This is a genomic window from Klebsiella sp. R445, from assembly GCF_051131755.1.
Classification (GTDB): domain Bacteria; phylum Pseudomonadota; class Gammaproteobacteria; order Enterobacterales; family Enterobacteriaceae; genus Klebsiella; species Klebsiella lignicola.
On the sequence record NZ_CP180446.1, the window covers coordinates 3519000 to 3535828 of the forward strand.

The window sequence follows — 16829 nt, forward strand, 5'->3', positions numbered from 1 at the left end:
TGAATGAGTAAGGTACCGCTGTTTTTTATCGTCGTCGTCGCCATTATTGTGGTGGCCGCCTCGCTGCGTTATGTGCAGCAGCGACGGGAAAATATGAATAATGACGCCGCGCCCGTACTGCAAAAGCGGGTGGTGGTGAGTAACAAGCGGGAAAAGGTGATCAACGATCGCCGTTCGCGCCAGCAGACCGTGGCGCCTGCCGGCAGCGATATTCGCTATGAGGCCAGCTTCCGGCCAGAGACCGGCGGGATGGAAGTCAATTTTCGGCTTGAGGCCGCGCAATATCATGCGCTGAGCGTCGGCGACAGGGGGATGTTGAGCTATCAGGGCTCAAGGTTTGTCGCGTTTACGCCAGAACCCTGAGCCAGTCTGTCACTTCTTACGCAGCGTGGCCTTGAGCTTTTTCTGCCAGGCCACCAGTTCGAACACGCCAAAGACAAAAATGCGCACCTGCTCAAAGCGCCCCAGCGGCGGGGCGTCTTTCGGCTGCGTGGCTTTCAGCAGCGTCAACTGCAGGCCGTGCATCAGGATCATAAAGATCAGCGCGACGTTAACGAAAATATTCAGCGGTTTCGGGAAAGGCTGAAACAGGTTTAACAGCAAAAACGCCCACACGCACAGCATCAGCACGCGGCCAAAATTAATCAGCATGATTTTCTCCTTGTGCCTCACGTTGGTAGAGACGGTAGGCGACCTGTCCGGCCACTTTTTCACGATACAGATGCCAGTTGACCGGCACCGGCGGTAAGCCATTTTCAACTTCGCTCTCGACGTAGACGAGCGCTTCATCGGCGAGCCAGCCGTTATTTTCCAGCAGGCGCAGCGTCTCTTCCAGCAGCCCTTTGCGGAACGGCGGGTCAACAAACACGATCTGGTGCGGCGTGCCGGGCTGATTCAGGTAGGTGAGCGTATTAGTATTGACCACCTTGCCGTTCGCCGCCTTCAGCGTCACCAGGTTTTTTTGCAGCTGTTGGGCGACGCCGCGCTCCATTTCCAGCAGCGTGGTATTTCCCGCATAGCGCGAGAGCGCTTCCAGCCCCAGGGCGCCGCTGCCGGCAAAGCAGTCGAGGCAGTGCGCCTGTGCCATGACCGGCGCCAGCCAGTTAAACAGGGTTTCGCGAACCCGGTCGGTGGTCGGGCGCAGACCCGGGCTCTCCGGCACCGGTAATTTTCGGCCTCGCCATTGTCCGCCAATAATGCGGATCTGGCCGCTGCCTGCGTGGTTTGGTTTCTTCATCTCTTTGCTCAGGTCTCCACTTTCAGCCCGCTATTCTAGCGATCGAACGCGGATGACGAAACCTTAATCCGGGGGCGGTGATGCGAGTTAAGTTAAGTGATAGACTATCCGACTAATTTCATCATTTTTCAGCTTCCGCGCGTGATATGCCGAAGCTGTGCCATGAATAAACAGCGGGAGTGTCGTCGCAAATGGCAAAAGAGAAAAAACGTGGCTTCTTTTCCTGGCTGGGCTTTGGACAAAAAGAACAGGCGCAGGAAACCGAAAGCGAACAAAAAGTAGAAGGGCAGGACGAGGTTGTCGGGCAGCATCCGACAGAGACGCTGCCTGAGCAGACGGTTACTACGCCAGAAGCAGATGCGGTTAACGCACCTGCGGTAGAAAAAGAGGACCCGGAGACCTTTGCGGCTGATGTCGTGGAGGTGACTGAGCAGGTGGTTGAGCGCGAGCTGCCGCCGGTGGTTGAAGAAGTCGCGGTTATTGAAGAACCTGTGCTTGAAGCACCTGTGGTTGAAGAACCAGCAGCCGTGGTTGTTGAAGCGCCGGTGGTTGAAGAGCCAGCAGTCGTGGTTGTCGAGGAACCTGCGGTTGAAGAGCCTCGGGTTGAAGAAGTTACTGTTACCGAGCCGCTGGTTGAGGCGAGTCTTGCCCAGCCGGTTGTGGCGGAAGCGGTAGCCGACCTCGCGCCGGAGCAGGTGATGGCTGAGCCGGACGTCAGCGTTGCCGACGATGCGGTCATCGAAGAAGAGCCTGAGCCAGCGCTGTCTGATGAAGAACTGGAAGCCCTGGCGCTGGCGTCACAGCCTGTTGATGCCGACCACGAAGAAGAAGAGACCCAGGCGGAAGAACCTGTCCAGCAGGAGCAGGACAAACCGACTAAAGAGGGCTTCTTCGCCCGACTGAAACGCAGCCTGATTAAAACCAAACAGAACCTTGGTTCCGGATTTATCAGTCTGTTCCGCGGTAAAAAAATCGATGATGATCTGTTTGAAGAGCTGGAAGAGCAGCTGCTGATTGCCGATGTTGGCGTGGAAACAACCCGCAAGATCATTACCAATCTGACCGAAGGCGCCAGCCGCAAGCAGCTGCGCGACGCAGAAGCGCTTTATGGCCTGCTGAAAGAAGAGATGGGCGGCATCCTGGCGAAAGTCGATGAGCCGTTGAATGTTGAAGGGAAAACACCGTTTGTTATTCTGATGGTTGGCGTCAACGGCGTTGGCAAAACCACCACCATCGGCAAGCTGGCGCGCCAGTTCGAACAGCAGGGTAAATCGGTCATGCTGGCGGCGGGCGATACCTTCCGTGCCGCAGCGGTCGAGCAACTGCAGGTCTGGGGTCAGCGTAACGACATTCCGGTCATTGCCCAGCATACCGGCGCGGATTCCGCATCGGTTATCTTCGATGCCATCCAGGCGGCGAAGGCGCGCAACGTCGATGTGCTGATCGCTGATACCGCCGGCCGTCTGCAGAACAAATCGCATCTGATGGAAGAGCTGAAGAAAATCGTCCGCGTGATGAAAAAACTGGATGAAGATGCGCCGCATGAGATCATGCTGACTATCGATGCCAGCACCGGGCAAAATGCCATTAGCCAGGCCAAACTGTTCCATGAAGCCGTTGGACTGACCGGTATTACGCTGACTAAACTGGATGGCACCGCGAAGGGGGGCGTTATCTTCTCCGTCGCCGACCAGTTTGGTATTCCGATTCGCTACATTGGCGTCGGTGAACGTATTGAGGATCTGCGTCCGTTTAATGCGGGCGACTTTATTGAGGCACTTTTTGCCCGAGAGGATTAATCATGATTCGCTTTGAACAAGTCAGCAAAGCCTATCTCGGTGGGAGACAAGCGCTGCAGGGGGTGGACTTTCACCTGCAGTCGGGCGAGATGGCATTTCTGACCGGCCACTCCGGCGCGGGGAAAAGTACCCTGCTTAAGCTTATCTGCGGTATCGAGCGGCCGAGCGCCGGGAAAATCTTATTCGGCGGCCATGATATTAGCCGTCTGAAGAGCCGGGAGGTGCCGTTCCTACGGCGCCAGATCGGCATGATTTTCCAGGACCATCACCTGCTGATGGATCGTACGGTGTTTGATAATGTGGCTATCCCGCTGATTATTGCCGGTGCCAGTGGCGATGATATTCGTCGCCGTGTGTCGGCGGCGCTGGATAAAGTCGGGTTGCTGGACAAAGCGAAAAACCTTCCCATCCAACTCTCCGGTGGTGAACAGCAGCGCGTAGGGATTGCCCGCGCGGTGGTGAATAAGCCGGCGGTGCTGCTGGCGGACGAACCTACCGGTAACCTCGATGAGGCGCTCTCGGAAGGGATTTTACGTCTGTTTGAGGAGTTCAACCGCGTAGGGGTAACGGTTCTGATGGCGACGCACGACCTGGGGCTGATCTCCAGCCGCTCGTATCGCATGCTGACCCTGAGCGACGGTCATATGCATGGAGGCCACTGGGGTGAATAAGCGTGACGCAATAAATCAAATTCGCCAGTTCGGTAACAGGTTCGATCGCCTGCGTAACGGTGCTGGTGCGGGCGGTGGCGGCGGGCGCAATGCGCCGAAGCGGCCCAAAGCGACGCCAGCCCCGGCTTCCCGTAAGAGCAACGTCTTTAACGAACAGGTTCGCTATGCCTGGCATGGCGCGGTTCAGGATCTGAAAAGCACGCCGCTCGCGACCTTCCTGACGATCATGGTTATCGCCATCTCGCTGACGCTGCCAAGCGTCTGCTACATGGTGTACAAAAACGTCAATACCGCGGCAGCGCAGTATTATCCTACCCCGCAGATCACCGTGTACCTCGAGAAAACGCTGGATGACGATGCGGCGGCGCGGGTTGTCGGTCAGCTGCAAGCTGAGCAAGGCGTTGAGAAGGTTAACTACCTGTCGCGTGATGAAGCGCTAGGGGAGTTCCGCAACTGGTCTGGCTTTGGCGGTGCGCTGGATATGCTGGAAGAGAACCCGCTGCCGGCGGTGGCGATTGTGGTGCCGAAGCTGGACTTCCAGGGAACCGAGGCATTGAATACGTTACGCGATCGGGTGACGCGTATTCAGGGCGTTGATGAAGTGCGTATGGACGACAGCTGGTTCGCGCGCCTCTCTTCCTTAACCGGCTTAGTGGGCCGCGTATCGGCCTTGATTGGCGTCTTAATGGTTGCCGCCGTGTTCCTGGTGATCGGCAACAGCGTGCGTCTGAGCATTTTTGCGCGCCGCGATACCATTAACGTGCAGAAGCTGATCGGGGCGACCGATGGCTTCATCCTGCGTCCGTTCCTCTATGGCGGCGCGCTGCTGGGCTTCTGTGGTGCCTTCTTATCCCTGATTCTGTCGGAAATCATGGTGATGCGCCTGTCGTCAGCGGTAACCGAAGTGGCGCAGGTGTTCGGGACGAAATTTGAGCTCAGCGGTTTAGGCTTCGACGAGTGTCTGCTGATGCTGATCGTCTGTTCGATGATTGGCTGGGTAGCGGCCTGGCTGGCTACCGTCCAACATTTACGTCACTTTACCCCCGATTAAAAAAAGTCTGGTATAATCTTTCCCTGCACTGATGAATGTCTCTCTGCAGGGAAAGAGTCCCTGTTGTCTCTTCCCTACGCTTCATATCCATGTCACATTTTGTGCGTAATCTATTCACATCGTTGCATGGAACTTGTGGATAAAATCACTGTCTGATACTAATGTGGGTGATATTCTCGTTGCTCATAAATGCTGGCATGTTTGTTGCCCATGTGATGGGAAGCCACCGCGCCAGACGATATCGATTGAGAGGATTTGAATGACCAAAGATATGCAAACTTTAGCTTTAGCCCCCGTTGGTAACCTGGAATCGTATATCCGGGCTGCGAACACTTGGCCGATGTTGTCGGCTGATGAAGAGCGGGAGCTTGCTGAAAAGCTGCATTACCAGGGCGATCTGGAAGCAGCGAAAAGGCTGATTCTGTCTCACCTGCGCTTTGTTGTTCATATTGCTCGTAATTACTCGGGCTATGGCCTGCCGCAGGCGGATCTGATTCAGGAAGGCAACATCGGCCTGATGAAAGCCGTGCGTCGTTTCAACCCGGAAGTGGGCGTGCGTCTGGTTTCCTTCGCCGTGCACTGGATCAAGGCTGAAATTCACGAATATGTCCTGCGTAACTGGCGTATTGTGAAAGTCGCAACAACCAAAGCGCAGCGTAAGCTGTTCTTTAACCTGCGTAAAACCAAGCAGCGTCTGGGCTGGTTTAACCAGGATGAAGTCGAAATGGTGGCCCGCGAGCTGGGTGTGTCGAGCAAAGACGTGCGTGAGATGGAATCCCGTATGGCGGCGCAGGACATGACCTTTGACATGTCGTCGGACGACGAGTCCGATAGCCAGCCGATGGCTCCGGTGCTCTATCTGCAGGATAAAACCTCTAACTTTGCCGACGGCATTGAGGATGATAACTGGGAAGAGCAGGCGGCCAACAAGCTGACCGATGCGATGCAGGGTCTGGACGAGCGTAGCCAGGACATCATCCGCGCCCGCTGGCTGGACGAAGACAATAAGTCGACGCTACAGGAGCTGGCCGATCGTTACGGCGTGTCGGCTGAGCGTGTACGCCAGCTGGAAAAAAACGCGATGAAGAAACTGCGCATGGCTATCGAAGCATAACGCGACCGCGTGAACACCCGCCTCTTCGCAGGCACCTGATAACGCCCCACATTACGTTGGGGCGTTTTGTTTTTCTGCACCTTCTCCATTGTCCAGCACCTCGGGACATAATGTCTGCAGGCACTCCAGCAGGACCTGGAAGGCCGGCTCCATTTGCGTCTCTGGCAGGCTGGCAAACCCCATCAACAATCCTTTTTTACGCCGGGCCGTCAGGTAGTAGCGCGACAGCGGGCGCACCAGAATATGCCGGGCATTGGCCATTTTGGCGATCGCCACGTCATCTGCCTCGTCCGGCAGATTGAGGATCAGATGCAGGCCGGCATTATCGCTGAAATCTGACAGCGCCTGCGGGTTGCAGTAGCGTTGGATGAGTTCCGTCAGGCAGGCGCGGCGGCGGCTGTAAAGCAGGCGCATACGGCGAATATGGGCGGAGTAGTGACCGGCATTAATAAACTCCGCCAGCGCCATCTGAATCAACGAATGGCCGCCGCGGTAGAGCTCGGCATGGGCGTTTTTAAGATCGCCAATCAACGGCCGCGGCAGCACCACATAGCCCAGCCGTAGCCCGGGATAGAGGGTCTTACTGAAGGTGCCGATGTAGACCACCGGCGCATCGGCGACCAGCCCCTGCAGCGCCGGGATTGGCTGGCCGGAAAAGCGAAACTCGCTGTCGTAATCATCTTCGACGATCCAGCTGCCGTGCTGACGAGCCAGTGCCAGCAAACGCTGACGGCGCGCCAGCGTCATCACAGCCCCCAGCGGATACTGATGCGATGGGGTGACAAAAATCAGGTGCGGCGCCTCCTCAACCGTCTCCGGGGGGCACAAGCCGTTGGCATCAACGGTAACCGGCTCGATCCGCACATCATTCATCCCCAGCACGTGGCGTATCCCCCAGTAGGATGGCTCTTCCACCCAGGCCAGGTCACCGCTGTCACAAAGCATGCGCGTCACCAGGTCAATCGCCTGATGGATCCCTTCGGTAATAAGAATTTGATCTGCCTGGCAATGCACACCCCGGGATACTCTGAGGTATTCGACAAGCGCCTGCTGCAATTCCGGCGTGCCGCCATTGCAGCTGTAGCTCAATCGCTCAGGCTTCGGGCGGCGGCTGATGCGGGCCTGAATCTTGCTGAACAGCGGATGGGGAAAGGCGTTGACGTCCGGCACGCCGGGGATAAAAGCTCCCCACTGGCGCGGGCTGGCGCTGACGTGCGTGAGCAGACGCTGGCCGCGGCGGGATAGGTAGGCAGTCGGTGCCGGGGTGCTGCTGTTTACGTCGGTTTTATCAGCAGAATGCGAGGCATCATGGCCTATTTTTGCGACAAATGTACCGCTTCCCCGGCGGGAGATGACATATCCTTCCGCCAGGAGTTGTTCATAAGTTGTTAATATGGTGTTTCTTGAAACACCGAGTTCCCCGGCCAGATCTCGCGAGGGTGGCAGGCGGCTGTGGGGTGGTAAAGATCCGTCCAGAATCGAGCGGCGGACCGCGTTATATAAGCGTTTATGCAGGAGTGGGTCTGACTCTTCCTGCAATCTGACCAGCACCAGGTCGCCGACGAGTGAACGCAATTGGATCCCTAAGATAATCTAAATTGGTACTCGATTATAGGGCCAACTCCTGTGTAAATAAACGACATAGTTTCGAAATTGTTGCGATAACGTGACACACATGACAGGAGATTCGAGGGTGAAAAGTTCAGAACTGAATCAACGTCGCCAGCAGGCGACGCCGCGCGGCGTAGGCGTAATGTGCAACTACTTTGTTGAGAAAGCAGAAAACGCCACGCTGTGGGATGTGGAAGGCAACGAGGTGATCGATTTTGCTGCTGGTATTGCCGTGCTCAACACCGGCCATCGTCACCCGAAAATCGTTGAGGCCGTCGCACAGCAGCTGCAGGCTTTTACCCACACCGCGTATCAGATTGTCCCGTACGAAAGCTACGTCTCTCTGGCCGAGCGTATTAACGAGCTGGCACCGATCGATGGCCCGGCAAAAACCGCGTTCTTCACCACCGGCGCTGAAGCTGTAGAAAACGCAGTGAAGATTGCCCGCGCCTACACCGGCCGCCCGGGGTTGATCACCTTCGGTGGCGGTTTCCACGGTCGTACTTTTATGACCATGGCGCTGACCGGCAAAGTCGCACCGTACAAAATCGGTTTCGGGCCGTTCCCGGGGTCGGTGTATCACGGGGTCTACCCGAATGCCGCCCACGGAATTACCACGGCTGACGCCATGAAGAGCCTGGAGCGCATCTTTAAAGCCGATATTGGCCCGGACCAGGTGGCAGCGATTGTCCTCGAGCCGATTCAGGGCGAAGGCGGGTTTAACGTTGCACCGCCAGAGTTTATGCAGGCGCTGCGTGCGCTCTGTGATACCCACGGCATTCTGCTGATTGCCGATGAGGTGCAAACGGGCTTTGCGCGCACCGGCAAGCTGTTTGCCATGCAGCATTACGATGTGAAACCGGACCTGATGACGATGGCGAAAAGCCTCGCCGGCGGTTTCCCGCTATCGGGCGTCGTTGGCCGTGCCGACGTAATGGATGCGCCGGCGCCGGGTGGACTTGGCGGCACCTATGCCGGTAACCCACTGGCGGTGGCGGCGGCCCATGCGGTCCTTGATGTGATTGACGAAGAAAAACTGTGCCAGCGCGCGGAGCAACTCGGCAGCCATCTGAAAGAGGTGCTGCAGCAGGCGCGTCAGCATTGCCCGGCGATTGTTGATATTCGTGGTCAAGGGTCGATGGTGGCCGTGGAGTTTAACGATCCGCAGACCGGCGAACCGTCACCAGAGTTTACCCGCCAGATCCAACAGAAAGCCCAGGAAAATGGTCTGCTGCTGCTGAGCTGCGGCATCTATGGCAACGTGATTCGTTTCCTGTACCCGTTAACTATTCCAGACGCGCAGTTTACTAAAGCGCTGGATATTCTGGCGCGCATCCTCAAGGGATAACACGGCACACGCCTGTGCGGCGGCAGGGAAGCCGAATAAAACAGGATGCCGCATAGGGGTTTTACTCAGCGTGAGTGGTTTATCACCCTGATATCACCTTTTTTCCGGCGGCGCAGATCGCCGGAATAAAACGGAAAATATTATGTCTGAAAATTCCACCTTTTCCTCGGTTCTGACGAACCGGGAACGTACTGCTGTACCTGCAAAATCCCTCAGCTTCGTTGAAGGGGTGTCGATGATCGTCGGGACCAACATCGGTGCCGGGGTATTGTCCATCGCCTATGCCTCCAGTAAGGCCGGTTTTCTACCGTTGTTGTTCTGGCTGATCATCGTCGGCAGCCTGACCACCATTACCATGCTTTATGTCGCCGAATCGACCCTGCGTACCCGCAAACATTTGCAACTTAGTGGGCTGTCGCACCGCTATGTCGGGCGCTTCGGGGCGTTGATGATGTTCCTGTCCGTATGCGTGAACAGTATCGGCGCGTTGACCGCCTATATGACCGGCAGCGGCAAGCTGCTGCATTCGCTGTTCGGCATCTCCCCGGCGCTCGGCAGCGTGCTGTTTTTTATCCCGGCGGCAGGTGTGCTCTATCTGGGGCTGAAAGCGATAGGTCGCGGCGAGAAGTTTATTAGTATCGGCATGGTGGTGATGATTGCCGTGCTGGTTGCCGCCACCTTGCTCAAAGATACGACCCAGGTCAGCTATCTGCTCGACGGTAACTGGCTGTACATGGTGCCGGTGTTCAACGTCGTCGCCTTCTGCTTCTCGGCGCAATATATTGTCCCGGAAATGGCCCGTGGCTTCGCCGATAAACCGGAGAAGCTGCCAAAGGCCATTATGGTCGGGATGGGGCTGACTTTTGTTCTGCTGGCGCTGGTTCCGCTGTCGGTGATTGCGCTCAACGGCCTGGATAATATTTCCGATGTCGCGACCATCTCCTGGGGACGGGCGCTCGGTGAGTGGGCCTTTTTCTCTGCCAACCTGTTTGCCCTGTGCGCCATGCTGACTTCCTACTGGGGCCTGGGGGGCAGTTTCCTGACCAATATTTTCGACCAGTTCCGCCTCGGGAACGACGAACAGCCGCTTAAACGCCTGATGGTGCTGGTGGTTGTTGCGGTTCCGCCATTTATTCTGGCCTACAGCGGGATGGTGTCGTTTGTGAATGCGCTCTATTTCGCCGGGGTGTTTAGCGGGGTGATTTTATCCATCATGCCGATTCTGATGCTCAAAGGCGCTCGCCAGCGTGGGGATATTACCCCGGGCTGGGTGTGTCCGGCGGCGATAACCCATCCGCTTATCCAGACCTTCATTGTGTTGCTGTATCTTTGTAGCGCCGTTTACGCAATTGCTTCCGCTTTGGGCTACCTGCCCGCCGGTTGGTAATCTGGCGTCTTGACTCCACCGCGTCCGGTTGATCCTGGCGCGGTTTTTTATTTGTCACTTATCTGTTACATAACCCACAATTTTGTCATTTCAAATTCTCCTGAATGACGGTATGTTTAGCATAGTGTGCTGCAAAAGCGCAGGCGGCAGACCTTAAAATAGGCGTCATATGCTTTTCTTATGACTCAAATTAGAATAATGCGCTAACAAACAACATCACAACAAATGCAAAAACCATAATAATGGGGAGCCTCAGGATGAACATGAAGGGTAAAGCGTTACTGGCAGGATGTATCGCCTTGATTATGAGCAATGCCGCGCTGGCAGAAGACATCAAAATTGCCGTGGTTGGCGCGATGTCTGGTCCGGTAGCGCAGTATGGCGACCAGGAGTTTACCGGTGCCGAGCAGGCGGTTGCGGATATCAACGCCAAAGGCGGGATCAAAGGCAATAAGCTGCAGATTGTTAAGTATGATGACGCTTGCGACCCGAAACAGGCGGTAGCGGTTGCCAACAAAGTGGTCAACGATGGCATTAAGTACGTTATCGGCCACTTATGCTCTTCTTCTACCCAGCCAGCATCCGATATCTATGAAGACGAAGGTATTCTGATGATTACGCCAGCGGCGACGGCTCCGGAGCTGACCGCGCGTGGTTATAAAATGATTCTGCGTACCACCGGCCTGGATTCTGACCAGGGGCCGACGGCGGCAAAATATATTATCGAGAAAGTGAAGCCGCAGCGCATCGCTATCGTTCACGACAAGCAGCAGTATGGTGAAGGCCTGGCCCGTGCGGTACAGGATGGCCTGAAGAAAGGCGGCGCGAACATAGTCTTCTTCGACGGTATCACCGCCGGTGAGAAAGACTTCTCCACGCTGGTTGCGCGTCTGAAGAAAGAAAATATCGACTTCGTATACTACGGTGGCTACCACCCGGAAATGGGGCAGATTCTGCGCCAGTCACGTGCCGCAGGCCTGAAAACGCAGTTTATGGGTCCGGAAGGCGTGGCCAACGTTTCCCTGTCTAACATCGCCGGTCAGTCCGCTGAAGGCATGCTGGTAACGAAGCCGAAGAACTACGATCAGGTACCGGCGAACAAACCGATTGTTGACGCGATTAAAGCCAAAAAACAGGATCCGAGCGGCGCGTTCGTCTGGACCACCTATGCGGCAATCCAGTCGCTGGACGCTGGCCTGAATCAGTCAGAAGACCCGGCAGAAATCGCGAAATACCTGAAGGCAAACTCTGTTGATACCGTGATGGGGCCGCTGTCATGGGATGCGAAGGGCGACCTGAAAGGCTTCGAGTTCGGCGTGTTTACCTGGCACGCGGATGGCACCGCCACCGACGCCAAATAATTTAACCTTCGCCTTTCACGCTACAGGTGTGTTGGCTGCGCTCCTCAACCCCGGTCACTTACTCGTGTAAGCTCCCGGGGATTACCGGGAGGGTGGTTTACGCTTTCCCCGGTGGCGCTGCGCTTACCGGGCTACAGGTGTCTGCTTTTGGTAGCCCGGATAAGGCGCGATGCGCCGCTATCCGGGATGTTTTTAACGTTTTTCCCAGCCGTCCTGCTGTGCGCTAAAGCCCAGCGCCTGCATAAATGCCGACATCACCGTCTTGTCTTCTACGCCGGCTGCGTTGACCCGCCAGCGGCCGATCTCCGGGTTATTTTGCAGGATCTCTTCCACTAAATACTGCCCGACGCCGCGTCGACGGGTGACTTCGCGTACGCAGAGCGCGCTGAGCTCGCCTGCATCGCCACTTAACGTCACACGCACGGCAGCCAGCAGGCGCTCGTTAAAGCGGGCGGCGTAAACCCGGTGATGGTCGTCCAGCGGGATCGCGTCGAGATCCTGTGACGGCCAAATTTTCCCTAAGTCGATGCGATCCTGTTCGCCGAAGCGCGGTAATCGAATAATGGTCAGTTTCATGCACAGCTTGCCCCGTCAAAATGAAGGGGTCAGTGTACCCAAATTTGTCGTCAGGCAGGGCGCTGTTTTTTTCCTGTTCATTAGGGGATTCGTTTTCCTGAGGTAATCAGAGTAGCGCAATGCGTCATGGATCGAAAAATAAGCAGAATTTTAACCTAATGTGCAGCGTTTTATTCCGCCTTATGTATCGTTATATTATGCTGGGAACGGGACTTTTTTTGTTTATCTTCGACTTATTTCAGAATATTATCTTCGCTTAATAGCCTGAAATATAGAGATTTTACGCTAAAATCAGGCAAAAACTTCGCTAAACCCTTAAAGACAATGGTAAAAGTAGCGTTGTTTAATAAAAGCACAGAATGCTTTTTAACCATAAAAATACAAAATATATAAACCCTAAATAATTCGAGTTGCAGGAAGGCGGCGACGCAGAGAATCCCCAGGAGCTCACTGAAGTAAGTGACTGGGGTGAACGAGTACAGCCAACGCTCATGCAGCTTGAAGTATGACGGGTATACACCACATCACGAACGGGGTTCTGCAGCATGAACAGGAACGCGAAAACGATTATTGCGGGATTTGTCGCACTGGCGATGTCGCACACGGCGATGGCCAAAGATATTAAAGTTGCGGTTGTCGGCGCGATGTCCGGTCCGGTCGCTCAGTGGGGGGACATGGAGTTCAACGGCGCGCGTCAGGCAATCAAAGACATCAACGCCCAGGGTGGCATTAAGGGCGATAAGCTGGTTGGCGTTGAATTTGACGATGCCTGTGACCCGAAGCAGGCCGTCGCGGTAGCGAACAAAATTGTTAACGAAGGCATCCAGTACGTCATCGGCCACCTGTGTTCTTCTTCCACCCAGCCGGCCTCTGACATCTATGAAGATGAAGGCATTCTGATGATCTCCCCGGGCGCCACCAACCCGGAACTGACGCAGCGTGGCTACCAGTACATCATGCGCACCGCCGGTCTGGACTCTTCTCAGGGGCCGACCGCCGCGAAATACATTCTGGAAAAAGTGAAGCCGCAGCGCATCGCCATCATCCACGATAAACAGCAATACGGTGAAGGCCTGGCGCGTTCCGTCCAGGATAGCCTGAAAAAAGCCAATGCCAACATTGTCTTCTTCGACGGCATTACCGCCGGTGAGAAAGACTTCTCGGCGCTGCTGGCTCGCCTGCAAAAAGATAATATCGACTTTGTTTACTACGGCGGTTACTACCCGGAAATGGGGCAGATGCTACGCCAGGCACGCTCCGTGGGCCTGAAAACCGTGTTTATGGGACCGGAAGGTGTGGGTAACGCGTCGCTGTCTAACATCGCCGGTGCAGCCGCAGAAGGCATGCTGGTGACAATGCCGAAACGCTACGACCAGGACCCGGCGAACAGCGCCATCGTCGAGGCGCTGAAAGCAGAGAAAAAAGATCCGAGTGGTCCGTATGTCTGGATTACCTACGCTGCAGTACAGTCGTTAGCCCAGGCAATGGACAGAAGTAGCAGCCAGGAACCACTGGACTTAATTAAAGATCTGAAAGCTCACGGGGCGAAAACCGTGATTGGGCCGCTGAATTGGGACGAAAAAGGCGATTTGAAGGGATTTGAGTTTGGTGTCTTCCAGTGGCATGCGGATGGATCATCCTCTGTCGCAAAATAAGATGCGTTATCCCACCGCCCGCGTAAAACGGGCGGCATGAAAAAGGTTACCTTATGTCCGAGCAGTTTCTCTACTTTCTGCAGCAGATGTTCAACGGCGTCACGCTGGGCAGTACTTACGCGCTGATCGCCATCGGTTATACGATGGTCTACGGCATTATCGGCATGATTAACTTCGCCCATGGCGAGGTCTACATGATTGGCAGCTACGTCTCCTTCATGATCATTGCCGCACTGATGATGATGGGGATTGATACCAGCTGGCTGCTGGTGGCCGCGGGTTTTGTCGGGGCGATTGTGATTGCCAGCGCCTACGGCTGGAGCATCGAGCGCGTGGCCTATCGGCCGGTGCGTAGCTCCAAGCGCCTGATTGCGCTGATCTCCGCCATCGGGATGTCTATCTTCCTGCAAAACTACGTCAGCCTGACGGAAGGGTCGCGCGACGTGGCGTTGCCGAGCCTGTTCAATGGCCAGTGGACGGTGGGCAGCAGCGAAAACTTCTCTGCGACAATCACCACCATGCAGCTGGTGATCTGGGTCGTGACCTTTGTGGCGATGCTGGCACTGACGTTGTTTATTCGCTACTCCCGCATGGGCCGGGCCTGTCGTGCCTGTGCTGAAGATCTGAAAATGGCGAGCCTGCTCGGGATTAACACCGACCGGGTGATTGCCCTGACCTTTGTTATCGGCGCGGCAATGGCGGCGGTAGCGGGCGTTCTGCTGGGTCAGTTCTATGGTGTTATCAACCCGTATATCGGCTTTATGGCCGGGATGAAAGCCTTTACTGCTGCGGTTCTGGGCGGCATCGGCAGTATCCCTGGCGCAATGATCGGCGGGCTGATCCTCGGCATCGCCGAAGCGCTCTCTTCTGCCTACCTCAGCACGGAATATAAAGACGTGGTCTCCTTCGCGTTGTTGATTCTGGTGCTGTTGGTGATGCCTACCGGCATACTGGGTCGTCCGGAGGTAGAGAAAGTATGAAACCGATGCATATTGCGATGTCGCTGCTGTCTGCGGCGATGTTCTTTGTTCTGGCCGGCGTGTTTATGGGCGTGCAGCTGGAGCTGGACGGCACCAGGCTGGTGGTGGACACCGCCGCCGATATCCGCTGGCAGTGGATCTTTATCGGCACCGCGGTGGTGTTCTTCTTCCAGTTGATGCGTCCGCTGTTCCAGAAAACCCTGAAGAATGTCTCCGGGCCGAAGTTTATTATGCCGGCTATCGACGGGTCGACGGTGAAGCAGAAGCTGTTCCTGGTGGCGCTTTTGGTGATCGCCGTGGCGTGGCCGTTTATGGTATCGCGCGGCACGGTGGATATTGCCACCCTGACGATGATTTATATCATTCTCGGGCTGGGGCTTAACGTGGTGGTGGGGCTGTCAGGTCTGCTGGTGCTGGGCTACGGCGGCTTCTATGCCATCGGCGCCTATACCTTTGCGCTGCTGAATCACTATTACGGCCTCGGCTTCTGGACCTGTCTGCCGCTGGCGGGCCTGGTGTCTGCCGCCGCGGGCTTCCTGCTGGGCTTCCCGGTGCTGCGCCTGCGCGGTGACTATCTGGCCATCGTGACGCTGGGCTTCGGCGAAATCGTGCGTATCCTGCTGCTCAACAACACCGAAGTGACCGGCGGCCCGAACGGTATCAGCCAGATCCCTAAGCCGACGCTGTTTGGTCTCGAGTTTAGCCGTAGCGCCCGCGAAGGCGGCTGGGATACCTTCAGTAACTTCTTTGGTATGAAGTACGATCCGGCTGACCGGGTCATTTTCCTCTATCTGGTGGCGCTGCTGCTGGTAGTACTGTCGCTGTTTGTGATTAACCGCCTGCTGCGCATGCCGCTGGGGCGCGCGTGGGAAGCGCTGCGTGAAGATGAAATTGCCTGTCGCTCGCTAGGCCTTAGCCCGACGCGCATCAAGCTGACCGCCTTTACCATCAGTGCCGCGTTTGCCGGTTTTGCCGGGACGCTGTTTGCCGCTCGTCAGGGCTTTGTCAGCCCGGAATCCTTCACCTTTGCCGAGTCGGCTTTCGTGCTGGCGATTGTGGTGCTCGGCGGCATGGGGTCACAGTTTGCGGTGATCCTTGCGGCGGTGCTGCTGGTGGTATCGCGCGAACTGATGCGTGATTTCAACGAATACAGCATGTTGATGCTGGGTGGTTTGATGGTGCTGATGATGATCTGGCGTCCGCAGGGACTGCTGCCGATGACGCGCCCGCAGCTGAAGCTGAAAAAAGTTCAGGCGAAAGGAGAGCAGGCATGAGTCAGCCATTATTATCCGTCAGCGGCCTGATGATGCGCTTCGGCGGCCTGTTAGCGGTCAACAACGTGTCGCTTGAGCTGCGCCCGCAGGAGATTGTCTCGCTGATTGGCCCTAACGGTGCCGGCAAAACCACGGTCTTCAACTGCCTGACTGGTTTTTATAAGCCGACTGGCGGGACCATTAAACTGCGCGATCAGCATCTCGAAGGGTTGCCGGGTCAGCAGATTGCCCGCATGGGCGTAGTGCGGACCTTCCAGCACGTGCGCCTGTTCCGTGAAATGACGGTGATTGAAAACCTGCTGGTGGCCCAACATCAGCAGCTGAAAACCGGGGTATTTTCCGGGCTGCTGAAAACGCCGTCCTTCCGTCGCGCCCAGAGCGAAGCGTTGGACCGTGCCGCCACCTGGCTGGATCGTATCGGCCTGCTGGAGCACGCCAACCGTCAGGCCAGTAACCTGGCCTACGGCGACCAGCGACGTCTGGAGATCGCCCGTTGCATGGTGACCCAGCCGGAAATTCTGATGCTGGATGAACCGGCGGCGGGTCTGAACCCGAAAGAGACCAAAGAGCTGGACGAGCTGATCGCCGAGCTGCGTAGCCATCACAACACCACCATCCTGCTGATTGAGCACGATATGAAGCTGGTGATGGGGATTTCCGATCGTATTTATGTGGTTAACCAGGGCACGCCGTTAGCTAACGGTACGCCGGAAGAGATCCGCAATAACCCGGACGTGATCCGCGCATACCTTGGTGAGGCATAAG

16 protein-coding genes are annotated in these 16829 nt (G+C 56.2%); 12 read left to right on the plus strand and 4 right to left on the minus strand.

What is annotated here, in order from left to right:
• Window positions 1-3: 3 nt before the first annotated feature.
• Window positions 4-363, plus strand: a complete 360-nt coding sequence (locus tag ACMYSN_RS16415) for a DUF2500 domain-containing protein (protein WP_462495515.1) — start codon at window positions 4-6, stop codon at window positions 361-363.
• A 9-nt stretch (window positions 364-372) separates the two neighbouring features.
• Here ACMYSN_RS16415 and ACMYSN_RS16420 read toward each other — a convergent pair whose 3' ends face one another.
• Entirely contained in the window at window positions 373-651 is a 279-nt protein-coding gene (locus ACMYSN_RS16420; RefSeq protein WP_123757275.1) for a DUF1145 family protein, read from the minus strand.
• Window positions 641-1237, minus strand: coding sequence for an RsmD family RNA methyltransferase (rsmD, locus tag ACMYSN_RS16425; RefSeq protein ID WP_462495516.1), 597 nt, complete (start codon window positions 1235-1237; stop codon window positions 641-643). Before rsmD ends, ACMYSN_RS16420 begins: the two co-directional genes overlap by 11 nt.
• Window positions 1238-1428: 191 nt before the next feature.
• On the opposite strand from rsmD, the gene ftsY reads away from it, so the two are divergent.
• The 4 genes from ftsY (at window position 1429) to rpoH (ending at window position 5872) form a co-directional block, all read left to right on the plus strand.
• On the plus strand, window positions 1429-3036 hold the full coding sequence (gene ftsY, locus ACMYSN_RS16430) for a signal recognition particle-docking protein FtsY (protein WP_462495517.1): 1608 nt from the start codon (window positions 1429-1431) through the stop codon (window positions 3034-3036).
• 2 nt (window positions 3037-3038) lie between these two features.
• On the plus strand, window positions 3039-3707 hold the full coding sequence (gene ftsE / locus ACMYSN_RS16435; protein ID WP_123757278.1) for a cell division ATP-binding protein FtsE: 669 nt from the start codon (window positions 3039-3041) through the stop codon (window positions 3705-3707).
• A complete protein-coding gene (gene ftsX / locus ACMYSN_RS16440) occupies window positions 3700-4758 on the plus strand; it encodes a permease-like cell division protein FtsX (protein ID WP_123757279.1) in 1059 nt (352 codons plus the stop codon). Before ftsE ends, ftsX begins: the two co-directional genes overlap by 8 nt.
• A gap of 259 nt (window positions 4759-5017) precedes the next feature.
• Window positions 5018-5872, plus strand: a complete 855-nt coding sequence (gene rpoH / locus ACMYSN_RS16445; protein ID WP_123757280.1) for an RNA polymerase sigma factor RpoH — start codon at window positions 5018-5020, stop codon at window positions 5870-5872.
• 51 nt (window positions 5873-5923) lie between these two features.
• Here rpoH and pdxR read toward each other — a convergent pair whose 3' ends face one another.
• The gene (gene pdxR, locus ACMYSN_RS16450; RefSeq protein WP_462495518.1) at window positions 5924-7447 is read right to left on the minus strand and encodes an aminotransferase-like domain-containing protein; all 1524 of its coding nucleotides are present in this window, start codon (window positions 7445-7447) and stop codon (window positions 5924-5926) included.
• 118 nt (window positions 7448-7565) lie between these two features.
• Between pdxR and ACMYSN_RS16455 the strand changes: the two genes are divergently transcribed.
• The 3 genes from ACMYSN_RS16455 (at window position 7566) to livJ (ending at window position 11579) form a co-directional block, all read left to right on the plus strand.
• Complete coding sequence (locus ACMYSN_RS16455) at window positions 7566-8831, plus strand: aspartate aminotransferase family protein (RefSeq protein ID WP_462495519.1); 1266 nt, start codon at window positions 7566-7568, stop codon at window positions 8829-8831.
• Window positions 8832-8973: 142 nt separating this feature from the next.
• Window positions 8974-10218 carry an SLC5/6 family protein gene (locus ACMYSN_RS16460; protein WP_462495520.1) on the plus strand — a complete coding sequence of 415 codons (1245 nt, stop codon included), beginning with the start codon at window positions 8974-8976 and terminating at the stop codon, window positions 10216-10218.
• Between the two features lie 257 nt (window positions 10219-10475).
• Complete coding sequence (gene livJ / locus ACMYSN_RS16465) at window positions 10476-11579, plus strand: branched-chain amino acid ABC transporter substrate-binding protein (protein ID WP_462495521.1); 1104 nt, start codon at window positions 10476-10478, stop codon at window positions 11577-11579.
• A 192-nt stretch (window positions 11580-11771) separates the two neighbouring features.
• Here the strand turns inward: livJ and panM are convergent, their stop codons facing one another.
• Window positions 11772-12155 (minus strand): PanM family protein, encoded by a 384-nt coding sequence (gene panM / locus ACMYSN_RS16470; RefSeq protein WP_462495522.1) that lies wholly within the window; start codon window positions 12153-12155, stop codon window positions 11772-11774.
• A gap of 545 nt (window positions 12156-12700) precedes the next feature.
• Between panM and livK the strand changes: the two genes are divergently transcribed.
• The 4 genes from livK to livG are packed head-to-tail and all read left to right on the plus strand — an operon-like array spanning window position 12701 to window position 16828.
• Window positions 12701-13810, plus strand: coding sequence for a branched-chain amino acid ABC transporter substrate-binding protein (gene livK, locus ACMYSN_RS16475; protein ID WP_462495523.1), 1110 nt, complete (start codon window positions 12701-12703; stop codon window positions 13808-13810).
• 53 nt (window positions 13811-13863) lie between these two features.
• Window positions 13864-14790, plus strand: a complete 927-nt coding sequence (gene livH, locus ACMYSN_RS16480) for a high-affinity branched-chain amino acid ABC transporter permease LivH (RefSeq protein ID WP_123757287.1) — start codon at window positions 13864-13866, stop codon at window positions 14788-14790.
• Entirely contained in the window at window positions 14787-16064 is a 1278-nt protein-coding gene (gene livM, locus ACMYSN_RS16485) for a branched chain amino acid ABC transporter permease LivM (RefSeq protein WP_123757288.1), read from the plus strand. The genes livH and livM overlap by 4 nt, the downstream gene beginning before the upstream one ends.
• On the plus strand, window positions 16061-16828 hold the full coding sequence (gene livG / locus ACMYSN_RS16490) for a high-affinity branched-chain amino acid ABC transporter ATP-binding protein LivG (protein ID WP_434670651.1): 768 nt from the start codon (window positions 16061-16063) through the stop codon (window positions 16826-16828). The genes livM and livG overlap by 4 nt, the downstream gene beginning before the upstream one ends.
• The last annotated feature ends 1 nt before the right edge of the window (window position 16829 follow it).

Bases quoted from the DNA above. Each gene is read 5' to 3' on its own strand.
- ACMYSN_RS16415 (WP_462495515.1), top strand. From the start codon at position 4: ATGAGTAAGGTACCGCTGTTTTTTATCGTCGTCGTCGCCATTATTGTG.
- ACMYSN_RS16420 (WP_123757275.1), bottom strand. From the start codon at position 651: ATGCTGATTAATTTTGGCCGCGTGCTGATGCTGTGCGTGTGGGCGTTT.
- rsmD (WP_462495516.1), bottom strand. From the start codon at position 1,237: ATGAAGAAACCAAACCACGCAGGCAGCGGCCAGATCCGCATTATTGGC.
- ftsY (WP_462495517.1), top strand. From the start codon at position 1,429: ATGGCAAAAGAGAAAAAACGTGGCTTCTTTTCCTGGCTGGGCTTTGGA.
- ftsE (WP_123757278.1), top strand. From the start codon at position 3,039: ATGATTCGCTTTGAACAAGTCAGCAAAGCCTATCTCGGTGGGAGACAA.
- rpoH (WP_123757280.1), top strand. From the start codon at position 5,018: ATGACCAAAGATATGCAAACTTTAGCTTTAGCCCCCGTTGGTAACCTG.
- ACMYSN_RS16460 (WP_462495520.1), top strand. From the start codon at position 8,974: ATGTCTGAAAATTCCACCTTTTCCTCGGTTCTGACGAACCGGGAACGT.
- livJ (WP_462495521.1), top strand. From the start codon at position 10,476: ATGAACATGAAGGGTAAAGCGTTACTGGCAGGATGTATCGCCTTGATT.
- panM (WP_462495522.1), bottom strand. From the start codon at position 12,155: ATGAAACTGACCATTATTCGATTACCGCGCTTCGGCGAACAGGATCGC.
- livK (WP_462495523.1), top strand. From the start codon at position 12,701: ATGAACAGGAACGCGAAAACGATTATTGCGGGATTTGTCGCACTGGCG.
- livH (WP_123757287.1), top strand. From the start codon at position 13,864: ATGTCCGAGCAGTTTCTCTACTTTCTGCAGCAGATGTTCAACGGCGTC.
- livM (WP_123757288.1), top strand. From the start codon at position 14,787: ATGAAACCGATGCATATTGCGATGTCGCTGCTGTCTGCGGCGATGTTC.
- livG (WP_434670651.1), top strand. From the start codon at position 16,061: ATGAGTCAGCCATTATTATCCGTCAGCGGCCTGATGATGCGCTTCGGC.